Origin of the sequence: Lysobacter sp., assembly GCA_013141175.1 — a bacterium.
GTDB lineage: Bacteria > Pseudomonadota > Gammaproteobacteria > Xanthomonadales > Xanthomonadaceae > Lysobacter_I.
Map to the genome: position 1 here is coordinate 3,498,161 of JABFRN010000001.1, position 15,335 is coordinate 3,513,495.

Genomic DNA, 15,335 nt, shown 5'->3' on the forward strand with positions numbered 1-15,335 from the left:
CGATGCGATATGCCCTTGGCGTCGAATACGACGGCAGCAATTTCAAAGGATGGCAGCGGCTCACGCCTTACGGCCAGGAAGGCGGGCCGCGCACGCTGCAGGTCACGCTGGAAGACGCCCTGTCGGGCGTCGCCAGCCACCCGGTTGAAGTGACCTGCGCCGGGCGTACCGACGCGGGCGTGCACGCCGAATGCCAGGTGGTGAATTTCGACAGCGATGCGCGGCGCGATCCGCGCGCGTGGGTCCTGGGCACGACCACGCGTCTGCCGCCCGCGATGCGCGTGCGCTGGTGCGTGCCGGTGAGCGATGAATTCAATGCCCGGTTTTCGGCACGGGCGCGGCGTTACCGCTATCGTCTGCTCAACCATCAGGTACGGCCGGCGCTGGGCAGGCAATACCTGGCCTGGGAGCGCCGCAGGCTGGATGCCGATGCGATGCATCGCGCGGCGCAAAGCCTGCTGGGCGAGCAGGATTTCACGACCTTCCGCACCGTGCATTGCCAGGCCTCGCATCCGCGACGGCACCTGCAGTTCATCGAAGTCGTACGGGAAGGCGATATCGTCACGGTGACCGTGCAGGCCAATGCGTTCCTGCATCACATGGTCCGCAATATCGTGGGTTCGTTGCTGATGATCGGCGCCGGCGAACGGCCCGAAACGTGGATGACCGAATTGCTGGCGGCGCGCGATCGCAGCGTCGCGGGGCCGACGGCCTTTGCGCAGGGATTGGTGTTGATCGGTCCGCGTTATCCCCGCGAATGGCCGTTGCCCGAAGAAGTGCTGCTCGATGCATGACCTGCGTCGCACCCGGATCAAATTCTGCGGACTGACACGCGCCGAAGACGTGGCCGTGGCTTGCGCGCTCGGTGTCGACGCCATCGGATTCGTGTTCGCCGAACGCAGCAAGCGCCGGTTGTCGCCGCAAGCTGCCGCCGCGCTCCGCGAGGAACTGCAGCCGTTCGTCGACACGGTCGCGCTGTTCATGGACAACGATGCCGACACCGTGCGCGACAGCGTCGCGATGGTGCGACCGACCTTGCTGCAGTTCCATGGTGGCGAGGACGATGCGTTCTGCGCCGGTTTCGGCCTGCCCTACCTGAAAGCGATCGCCATGGGCGGCGATGCAGGTATCGATGCCGATACCGATGCTGCTTCGCTGCTGCGCCGCTACCCGCGTGCGGCGGGCTTCCTGTTCGACAGCAACGCCAGCGGCCAGGCCGGTGGCAGCGGCCACACGTTCGACTGGTCGCGCATCCCTGCGGACTGCCCGCGACCGTATCTGCTTGCCGGTGGATTGAATCCGGACAACGTGTTCGAGGCGATCCGCGCCACCGGCTGCTGGGGCGTCGATGTCTCCAGCGGCATCGAAACCGCGCCCGGCGTCAAGAATCATGAGCGGATGCGGCGATTCGTGGCGGAAGTCGGGCGCGCAGACGGTATCCTGTGAACCTGCGCGCAGCGGATCGCGATCCGGGCGCTCCCCTTCCAGGATGCAGTGATCACGTCATGCTCGACACGCACACCGACTACAACGCCTTTCCGAACGCCGAGGGGCACTTCGACCGTTTCGGCGGACGCTTCGTCGCCGAGACCCTGATCGGCCCGCTGCAGGAATTGGCGGCGGCTTACGACACGGCCCGGGTCGATCCGGCATTCATCGCCGAGTTCGATCGCGATCTCAAGCACTACGTCGGTCGCCCCAGCCCGATCTACCACGCCGAACGGCTGAGCGCGAAAGTCGGCGGTGCGCGCATCCTGCTCAAGCGCGAAGACCTGAACCACACCGGCGCGCACAAGATCAACAACACCATCGGCCAGGCGCTGCTCGCCAGCCGCATGGGCAAGCCGCGGATCATCGCCGAAACCGGCGCCGGCCAGCACGGCGTGGCTTCGGCCACGGTCGCCGCGCGCCTCGGGCTGGAATGCGTCGTGTACATGGGCGCGACCGACATCGAACGCCAGAAGATCAACGTCTACCGGATGAAGCTGCTCGGTGCGACCGTCGTGCCTGTCACCAGCGGATCGGCCACGCTCAAGGACGCGTTGAACGAAGCGATGCGCGACTGGGTGACGAACGTGCACGACACGTTCTACATCATCGGCACCGTCGCTGGCCCCGACCCGTACCCGCGCATGGTCCGCGACTTCAACGCCGTGGTCGGCCGCGAAGCGCGCGCGCAGATGCTGGCCGATTACGGCCGACTGCCCGATGTGATCACCGCCTGCGTCGGCGGCGGCAGCAACGCGATCGGTATCTTCCACGCCTTCCTCAACGATGCCGGCGTGCGCCTGGTCGGCGCAGAAGCGGCGGGCGAGGGCATCGACACCGGTCACCACGCCGCGTCGCTGGCGGCAGGCCGTCCCGGCGTGCTCCACGGCAACCGCACCTACGTGCTGTGCGACGACGATGGCCAGATCATCGAAACCCACTCGATCTCGGCCGGCCTCGACTATCCCGGCGTCGGCCCCGAGCATGCGTTCCTGAAGGATCGCGGTCGCGCCGATTATCTCGGCATCACCGACGACGAGGCGATGGAAGCTTTTCATCTGCTTGCGCGCACCGAGGGCATCCTGCCGGCGCTCGAATCCGCCCATGCCATCGCCCAGGCGATGAAGCTCGCCCGCGAATTGCCGAAGGACGGGCTGGTGCTGTGCAATCTGTCCGGTCGCGGCGACAAGGACGTGCATACGGTCGCAGCGCGCGAAGGCATCATCTTCTGAACTGGGCACGCCTTGGCGCACCGTTCAAAAAACATCGCACTTCGGTGTGCCGAATGTAAAGCAACGGTGCGCCAAGGCGCACCCTATCGAATGAACCCATGAACCGCATCGACACCCGTTTCGCCCAGCTCAAATCCGTCGGCCGCAAGGCATTGGTGCCGTTCATGACCGCAGGCGATCCGTCGCGCGAAGCCACGGTGCCGGTCATGCATGCGCTCGTCGATGCCGGCGCCGATGTGATCGAGCTCGGCGTGCCGTTCTCCGATCCGATGGCCGACGGTCCGACCATCCAGCGCAGCTCCGAGCGTGCGCTCGCGCGCGGTGCCGGATTGACGTTCGTGTTCGAAGCGGTGCGTGAATTCCGCACGGTCGATGCCGATACGCCGGTGGTGCTGATGGGCTATCTCAACCCGGTCGAGATCCGCGGCTACGCGCGTTTCGCCGAAGAGGCCGCTGCCGCAGGTGTCGACGGTCTGTTGGTGGTCGATCTGCCGCCCGAGGAAGCCGACGATCTGCGCATCGCGATGCGAACGCACGGACAGTCGCTGATCCTGCTGGCCTCGCCGACCACTCCGGACAAGCGCCTGGACAGGCTCTGCGCCGACGCCGAGGGTTATCTCTATTACGTCAGTTATGCCGGGGTGACCGGTGCCGATCGCCTCGACGCCGGCGACGCCAGCGGACATCTCGACACCATCCGCTCCCGTGCCGGAGTGCCGGTCGTGGCCGGTTTCGGAATCAAGGATGCCGCCAGCGCTGCGGCGATGGCGCGCTCGGCCGAAGGCGTCGTGGTCGGCAGCGCGCTGGTCGCCGCCCTCGCGGAGGCGACGGATCCGGCCGATGCGGCGGCGCGCGCGCGCACCTTCCTCGCGCCACTGCGGGCGGCGCTCGACGCGGGTTGATGTGGCGACATCGTCTGCAGCGGAAGGCGGCACCATGCGGCAGCGTACGGAATACGAGGGGCAGTCTTGCTAGACTGCAGCGCTCGGGCCGATCCGGCCTGAGCCCTGTCCACACCTGAAGACGACACTCGAACGCATGTCCTGGCTGAAGAAATTGATGCCCGTTCGCATCCGCACGGAAAGCGGAGCCTCCCGGAAACGCAGCGTGCCCGAAGGGCTCTGGGAGAAATGTGATGGTTGCGGTGCGGTGCTGTACCGGCAGGAGCTGGAGGACAACCTCGAGGTCTGCCCGAAATGCGCGTTCCACATGCCGATTCGCGCCCGCGCCCGACTCGCCGGGTTTCTGGATGCCGGCGCCGGCCGTGAGATCGGTGCGGAACTCGGCCCGACCGATCCCCTGAAGTTCAGGGACCAGAAGAAATACATCGATCGCATCAAGTCGAGCCAGAAGGCGACCGGCGAGCGCGACGCGCTGATCGTGATGGAAGGCGCGCTCCGCCAGCGCCCGATCGTGGCCGCCGCGTTCGATTTCGCTTTCATGGGCGGCTCGATGGGATCGGTGGTCGGCGAACGCTTCGCCCGTGGCGCCGAACGCGCCCGAGACATCGGCTCGCCCTTCGTGTGCTTTTCCGCCAGCGGCGGCGCACGCATGCAGGAGAGCCTGTTCTCGCTGATGCAGATGGCCAAGACCTCGGCTTCGCTCGCGCGCCTGCGCGCGGCGGGTCTGCCGTACATCTCGGTGATGACCCATCCGACCACCGGCGGCGTGTCCGCGTCGTTCGCGATGCTCGGCGACATCAATATCGCCGAACCCGGCGCACTGATCGGTTTCGCCGGCCCGCGCGTGATCGAACAGACCGTGCGCGAGACGCTGCCGGAAGGTTTCCAGCGCCCCGAATTCCTGCTCGACCATGGCGCCCTCGACCAGATCTGCGACCGCCGCGAACAGCGCGAACGCATCGCACGGCTGGTCGCGCTGCTGATGCGCCAGCCGGAACCCGAAGACGAAGCCGTGGTGGAAGGCTGAGGCCGGCACCGCGGTATCCGTAATGCAGAATCGAGAAGCGAAGTGTCGTTGTCATCCCTCGCCCGCGGATCGGGGCGACGGCGACACGGGACGTTCACATTTTCCATTTCCCTTTTTCGATTCCCGGTTGTTCCAATGACAAGAAAATACTTCGGCACCGACGGCATCCGCGGCAGGGTCGGCGAGGGTGCGATCTCGGCGGATTTCGTGCTGCGCCTCGGCAACGCCTACGGTCATGCGCTGCGCCGCGCGGTACGCCATATCGACGAGAAAAACGGCGACGAATGGCGCAAGCCCGTCGTCGTGATCGGCAAGGACACGCGCATCTCCAATTACATGTTCGAGGCGGCGCTGGAGGCCGGGCTGGTGGCGGCCGGCGTCGACGTGCAGTTGATGGGGCCGATGCCCACGCCGGCGGTGTCGCACCTGACCCGTTCGCTCGGCGCCGATGGCGGCATTGTCATCAGCGCATCGCACAATCCGCACTACGACAACGGGATCAAGTTTTTTTCGGCCGAGGGCGAAAAGCTCGACGATGCGACCGAGCTGGCGATCGAAGCCGCGCTGGAGAAGCCTTTCAGCACCGTGCCCTCCGACCAGTTGGGCAAGGCGGTGCGCACCCGCGACACCATCGGCCGCTATGTCGAAGCCTGCAAGAGTTCGGTGCCGCGGCGTTTCGATCTGGGCGGCATGAAGATCGTCGTCGATTGCGCGCACGGCGCGACCTACCAGATCGGCCCGCTGGTGCTGCGCGAGCTGGGTGCCCAGGTCGAGGCCATCGGCGTCGATCCCAACGGCCTGAACATCAACGATGGCGTCGGCTCGACCCATCCGGAAACGCTGGTTGCGCGCGTACTGGCGAGCGGCGCGGACCTGGGCATCGCCTTCGACGGCGACGGCGACCGGCTGATGTTCGTCGACAGCGACGGCACGGTGCGCGATGGCGACGATCTCCTGTATGTGCTCGCGACCGACTGGCAGGCCAGCGGCCGTCTGCGCGGCCCGGTGGTCGGCACGCTGATGACCAATTACGGATTGGAACGTGCGTTCGCCGAACGCGGGATCGAATTCCTGCGCACCAAGGTGGGCGACCGCTACGTCCATCAGGCGCTGATCGAGCGCGCTGCGGTGCTCGGTGGCGAAACCTCCGGGCACCTGCTCTGCCTGGACCGGGTCAGTTCGGGCGACGGCATCATCAGCGCGCTGCAGGTACTGGAAGTGCTGCGCCGGCGCGGTCTGACGCTGCAGCAGGTGCTGGCCGGTTTCGGCAAAGTGCCGCAGAAGACCGTGAACGTGAAAATCGATGCCGGCAGCAAGCCCGCCGAAGCCGACAGCGTCAAGGCGGCGCTGGTCGAAGCCCAGGCAGCGGTAGCAGGGCGGGGAAGGGCGTTCCTGCGGCCTTCGGGTACCGAGCCGGTGGTGCGGGTCACCGTGGAGGCCGACGATGAGGCGTTGATGCGGGGTATCCTCGACCGCCTCGCCGAAGCAGTCCGCGCCGCCGCTTGATCGCGATCAAAGCCAACCAGGCCTCGCTGCAGGCAGAATTCCGCACTTCGCATGCCGGCCGGGCCCGGCAGCGGTAATCTTGACGACGACTCTCAGGACGATAGAACGACATGAGCGACCAGCCTTATATCCCGACCCTCGACATCCGCCGTTTCGATACGGACCGCGATGCTTTCGTTGCCGAACTCGGCGCGGCCTACCGCGAATGGGGCTTCGCCGGCATCCGCGGCCACGGTATCCCGCAGGAACTCATCGACGGCGCCTACGACGCCTTCCTGCACTTCTTCGCGTTGCCCACCGGAACCAAGATGCAGTACCACATCGCCGGCGGCGGCGGCGCGCGCGGCTATACGCCGTTCGGTGTGGAAACAGCGAAGGATTCCAAGCACTTCGATCTGAAAGAGTTCTGGCACGTCGGCCGCGAAGTGCGCGATGCCAAATACGTGGATGTCATGGCGCCGAACGTGTGGCCGTCGGAGGCCCCTGAATTCCGCGAGCGCGCGCTCGCGTTGTACGGTGCGCTCGACAGTCTCGGTTCGCGCATGCTGTCGGCGCTCGCGCTGAATCTCGGCCTGGCGGAGAACTACTTCGCCGACAAGACCGACAACGGCAATTCGATCCTCCGCCCGATCCATTATCCGCCGATCACCACCGACGACGTTCCGAACGTCCGTGCCGGCGCGCACGAGGACATCAACCTGATCACCCTGCTGGTCGGCGCCAGCGCTGAAGGCCTGCAGGTGCTGTCCCGCAAGGGCGAGTGGGTGCCGTACACCGCCGCCGCCGACACCATCGTGGTCAACATCGGCGACATGCTCCAGCGCCTGACCAATCATGTGCTGCCGTCGACGACCCATCGCGTCGTCAACCCGCCGGGCGAGAAGGCGCGTCAGCCGCGATACTCGACGCCGTTCTTCCTGCACCCGAATCCGGATTTCGTGATCGATGTGCTGCCCAACTGCGTGACTGCCGACAATCCGAACCGTTATCCCGAAGCGATCAGTGCACAGGGCTATCTCGAGGAACGGCTGCGCGAGATCGGACTGATGTGATCCGTGCGGGCGACCGGTGTTCCGGCGCTCGCGATTCCCGATGCCCCATCGATGAAAAGGGCCCCCGGTCGCTCGGGGGCCCTTTTCCGTTTGCAGGAAGCGGTCATGCCGCCTGCGGTCCGGTGCGAAGCATCAGCAGCCGATGGCGTTGCAGATCGGCACGATGTTGTAGCTGCTGAAGCGGGCGCCGACATAGGCGGTGCCGAACGCTCCGATATGCGGCCCGCTGACGACGCTGTTGACGAAATTGCCGGCGTGCGAGTTGTGGGTGAACTCGCGCAGCCATGGCCCGCCGCTGCTGCCATAAGTCATGTCGCAACCCTGCACCAGCACGTCGGAGCCTTCGGATGGTGCGTAGTAAGTCCATCCCGCGCAGACATTCGTGTACTGGGTGCTGAAGTTGCTGGCGTAACCATGGGAATAGGTCCACTGCTCGTAGCCCCAATCCCAACTGCGGCCCAGCCAGCCGACATAATTCACTACCGGCAGGCCGGTGGAGCTCTCGCCGGTGAGTTTGATCGCGGCGACATCGTCGCGGCGCCCGCCGACGTTGATCCAGCTGGTCAGGATCGTTGCCGTCTGCCAACCGTAGCTGCCGTAGGGCGCGGCGCCGTAACGGTCGGCCGGCACGAACACGAAGTTGTAGTTCCAGCCGGCGCCGCGGGTGTAGACGCAATGTGCCGCAGTGAGGATCACCGAATTGCCGCTGGCGACGCTCGCCGTGCAGTACGAACTGCCGCCGCCGGGCACGTTGAAATACAGCTTGCCGATCTTGTTCCACGGCGGGACCGTCCACTGCGAGGTGTAGTAGTTGCCCAGGAAGCGGGTGAAAGGATAGTGGGCGCCATCCTGCGGCGTGATGTCCCGGGTGCCGGCGGCACCGTTGTTTTCCTGCGCGGCGACCTTGTCCACGACATTCCATGCGCCCGGGAAGTCGTTGCGGGCCATGTAGTCGCCGAAACTGGGAGCGGTGCCACCGCTCGCCAGATCGGGGCGTGAAGCCCGGGTGCCGACGGTGGGCGCAGCAGGGCCGGCGTTTGCCACGGTGTCGTTCCAGATCATCGGTTTCACGGCCGCCCGCTGCGCCATCGTCGAGAAGGGGCGGACTGCGGTTGCGGATCGTTGCGCGGCCGGTGCGGCGATCTGCGCGATCTCGCCCGGTGCTGCGCGAAGGTTTTTCTCTGCGGAGAAGGCTGGGGCGCAGAAAGCGCCGAGTGCGATCGTGCAGACAGTGGCCATGCCGATCAAATGGCCGAGTGCACGGGAAGATCTCGATGCATCGTTCATGACGATTTCCTTCTGTTGATTGTGAAGAAACGAGCCACCGTCATCCGGACGGTGTGGGGCTGCATGCCGTGTTCGTACTGCGCGCAGCATCGCGTCGAGTCGCTCGTTTTATCCCGACGCGATTGTTCTATCGTGCTTGCATGGCGTGGATGGGACGTATGGCATCCCGCCGGCGGGTTCGTGGGCGAATGCTGGCAGGTGGTCGAATGCCGCCTCTGCGGAAGCGAGGGCGCTCCGGCCGGATGCTGGTCGATGTGGATGTCTGTATGGCATCCATGGAGACGCACGCGTCGGCATGCGCGCCCACCCGTCCGGTTCCGGTCCCTGCGGCGAGGCGGTATCGCCGCCTGCCCGGTACTTCCGTGCCCGGTACTTCCGTGTACGGTACTTCCGTGTACGACATATGCAGAACTCCTGTGCTGCAAATGATGATCCCGCTGCAATCATCGAAAACTTTTAATGCGTTGGCCGCAAGCTGTCATATCCAACAGCCCGTCATATCCAACAGCCCGTTTGCGGCGATGCTCGGGAAGCCACTGGCGGTCGTCCGGGCACGCGGAACGATCCGATGTGCGGCCGGTCACGCTCAGTCGCTGTCGCGGAATTCCTTGCTGCGGCTCGCCACCAGTGATCGTGCCAATCCATCCGGCAGGTATTTCGAAATCCCGGCGATCACCCGGTTGGCGCGTCCGGTCACGTAGCGGGTGCGACCCCGTTCCACCGCGTCCAGTCCCAGCCGGGCGACGCTGTCGGCGTCGAGCCACAGCAGCTTCGGCAGTTTCGACACCCGTTCGCGCATGCCGTTGACATCGTGGAACTCGGTGTAGGTGAATCCGGGGCAGAGCGCGCACACGTGGATGCCCTTTGCCCGTGTTTCCAGCGCCAGGCATTCCGAGAACCGGATGAGGAAGGCTTTGGTCGCGCCGTACAGCGTATGGCCCGCCGAGGCTGGAACGAGCCCCGCGAGCGAGGCGACGTTGATGATCCTTCCGTAGCCGGCGGCTTCCATTGCCGGCAGGAAGCGATGGGTCAGCTCGCAGACGCCCGTCAGCATCACCTGCAACGAATCGGCATGGGTCTTCCAGTCGGCGGACAGAAAGCGTCCGGGCACCCCATAGCCGGCATTGTTCACCAGATGCGCCACATGCAGGCCCCGGGATGCGATCTCTGCCTGCAGCGCCGCCGGGGCGCCGGGATCGGCCAGGTCTGCCGCCAGCACCACCACATCGACCTGCTTGCCGAGCTCTTCGGCCAAGGCCTGCAGGCGCTCGATCCGGCGTGCGGTCAGGATCACCGGCACGCCGCGACGGGCGTATTCCCTGGCGATCGCGGTGCCGATGCCGCTCGATGCGCCGGTGACCAATGCATGGCCTGCCACTGTGCTCGCCTGGTTTTTCGGGCTCATCCTGTTCTCCGTCGATCGGGGCCGCCAAGCATACCTGTGCCCCGACGACGCCCCGCCATCGGCTATCCTGTCGCATCTCGCTTCGGAGCAGGCCATGCGTCGCAAAATCGTTGCCGGAAACTGGAAGCTGCATGGCAGCAAAGCGTTCGCGGCGGATCTGGTCACTGCGATCGTCGCCGGCATGCCGGCGGACGGGGTCGATGTCGTGGTCCTGCCGCCGCTGCCTTATCTCGGTGAACTGATCGAAAGCTTCGAGGCCCGCATGCTGTCGTTCGGCGCCCAGGACGTCAGCGCCAACGAAAAAGGCGCTTACACGGGCGAGGTTTCGGCTGGGATGCTGGTCGATATCGGGGCCCGTTACGGTCTGGTGGGCCATTCGGAGCGCCGCCAGTACCACGCCGAGAGCGATGCCCTGGTCGCCCGCAAATTCATCGCGGCCAAGCACGCCGGGCTGGTTCCGATCCTCTGCGTCGGCGAATCGCTGCATGAGCGCGAAGCCGGGCAGACCGAATACCGGATCGAGACCCAGCTCGCCGCGATCTTCGAGCTTGCGGGCGCGCAGGCCTTCGCGGGCGCCGTGATCGCCTACGAGCCGGTCTGGGCGATCGGCACCGGAAAGACCGCGACACCTGCCCAGGCGCAGGCGGTCCATGCCTTCATTCGTGGCGAAATCGCGGCACGCGATGCTACAATCGCCGGCTCGCTGTCCATCCTGTACGGGGGCAGCTGCAAGCCGGACAACGCGGCCGAGCTGTTCTCGCAGCAGGACGTGGATGGCGGGTTGATCGGCGGCGCCTCGCTGGTGGCGTCCGATTTCCTCGCGATCGTCACGGCCGCACGGGCCTGATGTTTCCGGTTCCGCGCGGGCCGTGCCGGCGCCCCGCATTCCATTTCTGACGAGCGCCAACGATGCTGTTGATCCTCAATGTTCTCTACGTGCTGGTCGCGATCGCCATGATCGCGCTGATCCTCATGCAACGCGGCGCGGGTGCGCAGGCGGGTTCGGGCTTCGGTGCCGGCGCATCGGCCACGGTGTTCGGCTCGCGCGGTGCGTCCAACTTCCTGTCGAAGTCGACCAAGTGGCTGGCGATCGTGTTCTTCGCGGTGGCCCTGTTCATGGCCTGGAACGCGACCCACAGCGCCAAACCGAAGGCGGTGTCCGAACAGGATCTCGGCGTGATGTCGCAGACCGCGGTGCCGAAAGCGGACCAGAAGGCGCCTGCGGCACAGCCTGCTCCCAAAGCGGTTCCGCAAACGATCCCGGCCGCGCCAACGCAGTCGGTTCCCGCAGCGCCGACGCCTTCGCAGTCGGCACCGGCTGCGACGCCCCCCGTCTCGCCAGCGCCGAAGGGAGGCTGATCGCCAAGCGCTTCAGATATGCCGGGCGGATCCTTGTCATTGCCCGGCGCTGCCGACATTCGTCGCATGGCGGATGTCCCGGCGAACAGTGATGATCCGCATCCGGTTCTTGTTTGCTCCGGTCCTGCGATTCGGATCGATAAGGGTGCGACTTTCACTCGGCATCCTTTACAATATCCCGGCTTCGCGAATGCAAAGACGCGGGACCGCAGCACTGCCCAGATGGCGGAATTGGTAGACGCACTACCTTGAGGTGGTAGCGACGTAAGTCGTGGGGGTTCGAGTCCCCCTTTGGGCACCAATACGAAAGCTCGTGCATGGAAGCATGGGCTTGTCAGTCAGGGACGATGGACGTCAGCGATGGCGCCCGACCATGGCTCTCCGTGAGATCCGCACCTGTCGAGCGGCTCTGCGAAAGGCCAATGGGCCAGGAACGGCGCATTCGCGGTCGTTTCCGGCAACAGTCGTGGAGACGCGGCTATGTTTTTTCACGATCCGTCGACACAACTCAACGCCGAGAGAACTGAAGTGCTGGCCGAATATCTGCCGACCCTGCTGTTTCTGATCGTTGCTACCGGCATAGGCATCGCCCTGATTGTCGTTGGCAACTTCCTTGGCCCCAAGCGCTTCGATCCCGATAAGCTGTCGCCCTATGAGTGCGGATTCAACGCATTCGAGGACGCACGCATGCGTTTCGACGTCCGCTACTACCTGATCGCGATCCTGTTCATCGTCTTCGATCTCGAAATCGCCTTCGTCTACCCGTGGGCGCTGGTCTTCCGCGAGCTGGGCGTGTTCGGACTGATCGAGATGGGCGTGTTCCTGGGGCTGCTGCTGATCGGTTTCATTTACGTCTGGAAGAAGGGTGCGCTGGAATGGGAGTGATCCAAACCGTCCAGAAGGTCGCGGACTTCGCGAACAACCCGATCCCGGAAGGGAGGGTCGACGACATCCTTCGCCCCGAAAGCCTGCTCTCGACGGACGGCAATCCGCTGCTCGAGCATGGTTTCGTCACCACCAGCTTCGACGTGCTCTGGAACTGGGCACGTACCGGTTCCATGTGGCCGATGACCTTCGGCCTGGCCTGCTGCGCCGTGGAAATGATGCACGCCGGCGCTGCGCGCCTCGATCTCGACCGCTACGGCGTGGTGTTCCGCCCGTCGCCGCGCCAGTCGGACGTGATGATCGTCGCCGGCACGCTCGTCAACAAGATGGCCCCGGCGCTGCGCAAGGTCTACGACCAGATGCCCAATCCGAAGTGGGTGATCTCGATGGGCAGCTGCGCCAACGGCGGCGGTTACTATCACTATTCCTATTCGGTGGTGCGCGGCTGCGACCGTATCGTCCCGGTCGATGTCTATGTGCCCGGTTGTCCGCCGACCGCCGAAGCGCTGGTCTACGGCATCCTGCAACTGCAGAAGAAGATCCGTCGCGGCACCAATTTCGGCGACAACATCCAGGGTGTCCGCTGACATGGCTGAAACCGCCTTCGTCGAGCGCCTGCGCGCGCACTTTCCGGACGCCACCGTCACTGTCGCCGAGCCGCGCGGCGAAGTCGGCATCGAATTTCCGAATGGCGACTGGCATGCCGGCTGTGCAGCGCTGCGCGACGAGTTCGGTTTCGAGTCGCTGGTCGATCTGTGCGGTGTCGATTATCTCGGCTATGGCAGCGACGAGTGGGATACCGACGTGTCTTCGGAAGGTTTCAGCCGTGGCGTCGAAGGTCGTGGCGTAGGCCGTTTCAAGTACGGCGAAACCACCACCCGGCAGACCCAGGGGATCGAAGGCCAGGCCATCGAGCCCGTGCCGCACCGCCGCTACGCTGCGGTTGCGCAACTGTTGTCGGTGCAGCACAACCGCCGCGTGCGCGTGAAGGCCTTCGCGCAGAACGACGACCTGCCGGTCGTGGCCTCGCTCACCGGTCTGTGGCCGGTCTCGAACTGGTTCGAGCGCGAAGCGTTCGATCTGTTCGGCATCATCTTCGAAGGCCATCCCGACCTGCGCCGCATCCTCACCGACTACGGCTTCGTCGGTCACCCGTTCCGCAAGGATTTCCCGCTGATCGGCAACGTCGAAGTCCGTTACGACGAAGAGAAGAAGCGCGTGATCTACGAACCGGTCACTTCCGTCGAACCCCGCGTCGGCGTGCCGCGCGTGATCCGCGACGACGCACGCTACGCCACCGCCTCGGGCGAGTCGGCTGCGCGCAAGGCGGAGGCGACGAAATGAGCACTGCGCATCCGGCCAATGAAGCCTTCGCAAGCAACGCTGCGGAGTCGAAGCAGGAAATTCGGAACTACACCCTGAATTTCGGTCCGCAGCATCCGGCCGCGCACGGTGTGCTGCGCCTGATCCTGGAAATGGACGGCGAAATCGTCCAGCGCGCCGACCCGCATGTCGGGTTGTTGCATCGCGGCACCGAAAAGCTTGCCGAATCCAAGCCATTCAACCAGTCGATCGGCTACATGGATCGCCTGGACTACGTGTCGATGATGTGCAACGAACACGCCTACGTCCGCGCGATCGAAACCCTGATGGGGATCGAAGCGCCGGAACGCGCGCAGTGGATCCGCACGATGTTCGACGAGATCACCCGTATCCTGAACCACTTGATGTGGGTCGGCTCGAACGGTCTGGACCTCGGCGCGATGGCGGTGTTCCTGTACGCCTTCCGCGAGCGCGAAGAGCTGATGGACGTGTACGAAGCCGTGTCCGGCGCGCGCATGCACGCGGCCTACTACCGTCCCGGCGGCGTGTATCGCGATCTGCCGGAAAAAATGCCGCAATACCGCGAATCGCCGTGGCGCAAGGGCGGCAAGCTCAAGCGCTTCAACGAATGGCGCGAAGGCTCGATGCTCGATTACCTGGAAGCGTTCACCCACGACTTTCCGGCGCGCGTCGACGAATACGAAACCCTGCTCACCGACAACCGCATCTGGAAACAGCGCACGGTCGGCATCGGCGTGATTCCGCCGGAACAGGCGCTGGCCTGGGGCATGACCGGCCCGATGATCCGCGGTTCCGGCATCGCCTGGGACCTGCGCAAGAAGCAGCCGTACGCGAAATACGCCGAAGTGGATTTCGATATCCCGGTCGGCGTGAAGGGCGACTGCTACGACCGTTACCTGGTCCGGATCGCGGAAATGCGCGAGTCCAACCGCATCATCCAGCAGTGCGTGAAGTGGCTGAAGGCGAATCCCGGCCCGGTGATGATCGACAACTACAAGGTCGCACCGCCGAGCCGCGAGTCCATGAAGGACGACATGGAAGCGCTGATCCACCACTTCAAGCTGTTCACCGAAGGTTATTGCGTACCGGCCGGCGAAACGTATTGCGCGGTCGAAGCGCCGAAGGGCGAGTTCGGCTGTTACCTGGTATCCGATGGTGCGAACAAGCCGTTCCGTGCGCATCTGCGCGCGCCGGGTTTCGCCCATCTGTCGTCGATGGACGCGATCGTGAAAGGCCACATGCTGGCCGACGTGGTCGCGATGATCGGCACCTACGACATCGTGTTCGGCGAAATCGATCGCTGAGGCGCAGAGAAGAATGAAAGCGACTGGAAATTTCGAAGCCTGCCGCAACGTCGATCCGATGGTCGCGTTGTCCGACAAGACACGGGCGCATATCGATCACTGGCTGGCCAAGTTTCCGCCGGATCGCAAGCGTTCGGCGGTGCTGCAGGGCCTGCACGCGGCGCAGGAACAGAACGGCGGCTGGTTGAGCGACGAGCTGATCGCTGCGGTCGCGAAGTATCTCGACCTGCCGCCGGTGTGGGCGTACGAAGTCGCGACTTTCTACTCGATGTTCGAGACCGAGAAAGTCGGCCGCCACAACGTGGCGTTCTGCACCAACATCAGCTGCTGGCTCAACGGCGCCGAGGATCTGGTCGCGCATGCCGAGAAGAAGCTGGGCTGCAAGACCGGCGAATCCACCGAGGACGGACGCATCTTCCTCAAGCGCGAGGAAGAATGCCTGGCCGCGTGCTGCGGCGCGCCGATGATGGTCATCAACGGTCATTACCACGAAAAGCTCGACGTCGCGAAAGTCGACGAGCTGCTCGACGGTCTGAAGTGAGGC

Annotated in this window: 17 protein-coding genes and 1 tRNA gene; 16 read left to right on the top strand and 2 right to left on the bottom strand. The window is 64.9% G+C overall.

The window, feature by feature from the left end:
* Positions 1-2: 2 nt before the first annotated feature.
* The 7 genes from truA (at position 3) to HOP03_15465 (ending at position 7,207) form a co-directional block, all read left to right on the top strand.
* Positions 3-794, top strand: coding sequence for a tRNA pseudouridine(38-40) synthase TruA (gene truA, locus HOP03_15435; protein NOT89553.1), 792 nt, complete (start codon positions 3-5; stop codon positions 792-794).
* Positions 787-1,446 carry a phosphoribosylanthranilate isomerase gene (locus tag HOP03_15440; protein NOT89554.1) on the top strand — a complete coding sequence of 220 codons (660 nt, stop codon included), beginning with the start codon at positions 787-789 and terminating at the stop codon, positions 1,444-1,446. The genes truA and HOP03_15440 overlap by 8 nt, the downstream gene beginning before the upstream one ends.
* Before the next feature lie 59 nt (positions 1,447-1,505).
* The gene (gene trpB, locus HOP03_15445) at positions 1,506-2,720 is read left to right on the top strand and encodes a tryptophan synthase subunit beta (protein NOT89555.1); all 1,215 of its coding nucleotides are present in this window, start codon (positions 1,506-1,508) and stop codon (positions 2,718-2,720) included.
* Positions 2,721-2,818: 98 nt separating this feature from the next.
* Positions 2,819-3,622, top strand: coding sequence for a tryptophan synthase subunit alpha (locus HOP03_15450; protein NOT89556.1), 804 nt, complete (start codon positions 2,819-2,821; stop codon positions 3,620-3,622).
* Positions 3,623-3,758: 136 nt separating this feature from the next.
* Positions 3,759-4,649, top strand: a complete 891-nt coding sequence (locus HOP03_15455) for an acetyl-CoA carboxylase carboxyltransferase subunit beta (GenBank protein ID NOT89557.1) — start codon at positions 3,759-3,761, stop codon at positions 4,647-4,649.
* Between the two features lie 135 nt (positions 4,650-4,784).
* Complete coding sequence (glmM, locus tag HOP03_15460; protein NOT89558.1) at positions 4,785-6,155, top strand: phosphoglucosamine mutase; 1,371 nt, start codon at positions 4,785-4,787, stop codon at positions 6,153-6,155.
* Between the two features lie 110 nt (positions 6,156-6,265).
* Complete coding sequence (locus HOP03_15465; protein ID NOT89559.1) at positions 6,266-7,207, top strand: isopenicillin N synthase family oxygenase; 942 nt, start codon at positions 6,266-6,268, stop codon at positions 7,205-7,207.
* A 132-nt stretch (positions 7,208-7,339) separates the two neighbouring features.
* On the opposite strand, the gene HOP03_15470 is transcribed toward HOP03_15465, so the two are convergent.
* Positions 7,340-8,251 carry a hypothetical protein gene (locus tag HOP03_15470; protein NOT89560.1) on the bottom strand — a complete coding sequence of 304 codons (912 nt, stop codon included), beginning with the start codon at positions 8,249-8,251 and terminating at the stop codon, positions 7,340-7,342.
* 1 nt (position 8,252) lies between these two features.
* On the opposite strand from HOP03_15470, the gene HOP03_15475 reads away from it, so the two are divergent.
* Positions 8,253-8,513: a hypothetical protein gene (locus HOP03_15475; GenBank protein NOT89561.1), complete on the top strand. Its 261-nt coding sequence runs from the start codon at positions 8,253-8,255 to the stop codon at positions 8,511-8,513.
* Between the two features lie 567 nt (positions 8,514-9,080).
* On the opposite strand, the gene HOP03_15480 is transcribed toward HOP03_15475, so the two are convergent.
* Positions 9,081-9,899, bottom strand: a complete 819-nt coding sequence (locus tag HOP03_15480) for an SDR family oxidoreductase (GenBank protein ID NOT89562.1) — start codon at positions 9,897-9,899, stop codon at positions 9,081-9,083.
* Between the two features lie 94 nt (positions 9,900-9,993).
* Here HOP03_15480 and HOP03_15485 point away from each other — a divergent pair, with 94 nt between their 5' ends.
* The 8 genes from HOP03_15485 (at position 9,994) to nuoE (ending at position 15,332) form a co-directional block, all read left to right on the top strand.
* A complete protein-coding gene (locus HOP03_15485; GenBank protein NOT89563.1) occupies positions 9,994-10,746 on the top strand; it encodes a triose-phosphate isomerase in 753 nt (250 codons plus the stop codon).
* A gap of 62 nt (positions 10,747-10,808) precedes the next feature.
* The gene (gene secG, locus HOP03_15490) at positions 10,809-11,258 is read left to right on the top strand and encodes a preprotein translocase subunit SecG (protein NOT89564.1); all 450 of its coding nucleotides are present in this window, start codon (positions 10,809-10,811) and stop codon (positions 11,256-11,258) included.
* A gap of 216 nt (positions 11,259-11,474) precedes the next feature.
* A tRNA-Leu gene (locus tag HOP03_15495) sits at positions 11,475-11,559 on the top strand.
* Positions 11,560-11,786: 227 nt separating this feature from the next.
* Complete coding sequence (locus tag HOP03_15500; GenBank protein ID NOT89565.1) at positions 11,787-12,143, top strand: NADH-quinone oxidoreductase subunit A; 357 nt, start codon at positions 11,787-11,789, stop codon at positions 12,141-12,143.
* Entirely contained in the window at positions 12,134-12,730 is a 597-nt protein-coding gene (locus HOP03_15505) for an NADH-quinone oxidoreductase subunit B (GenBank protein NOT89566.1), read from the top strand. Before HOP03_15500 ends, HOP03_15505 begins: the two co-directional genes overlap by 10 nt.
* A 1-nt stretch (position 12,731) precedes the next feature.
* Positions 12,732-13,487 carry an NADH-quinone oxidoreductase subunit C gene (locus tag HOP03_15510; GenBank protein ID NOT89567.1) on the top strand — a complete coding sequence of 252 codons (756 nt, stop codon included), beginning with the start codon at positions 12,732-12,734 and terminating at the stop codon, positions 13,485-13,487.
* Positions 13,484-14,791: an NADH-quinone oxidoreductase subunit D gene (locus tag HOP03_15515; GenBank protein ID NOT89568.1), complete on the top strand. Its 1,308-nt coding sequence runs from the start codon at positions 13,484-13,486 to the stop codon at positions 14,789-14,791. The genes HOP03_15510 and HOP03_15515 overlap by 4 nt, the downstream gene beginning before the upstream one ends.
* Before the next feature lie 13 nt (positions 14,792-14,804).
* Positions 14,805-15,332 (top strand): NADH-quinone oxidoreductase subunit NuoE, encoded by a 528-nt coding sequence (gene nuoE, locus HOP03_15520; protein NOT89569.1) that lies wholly within the window; start codon positions 14,805-14,807, stop codon positions 15,330-15,332.
* Positions 15,333-15,335 lie beyond the last annotated feature (3 nt).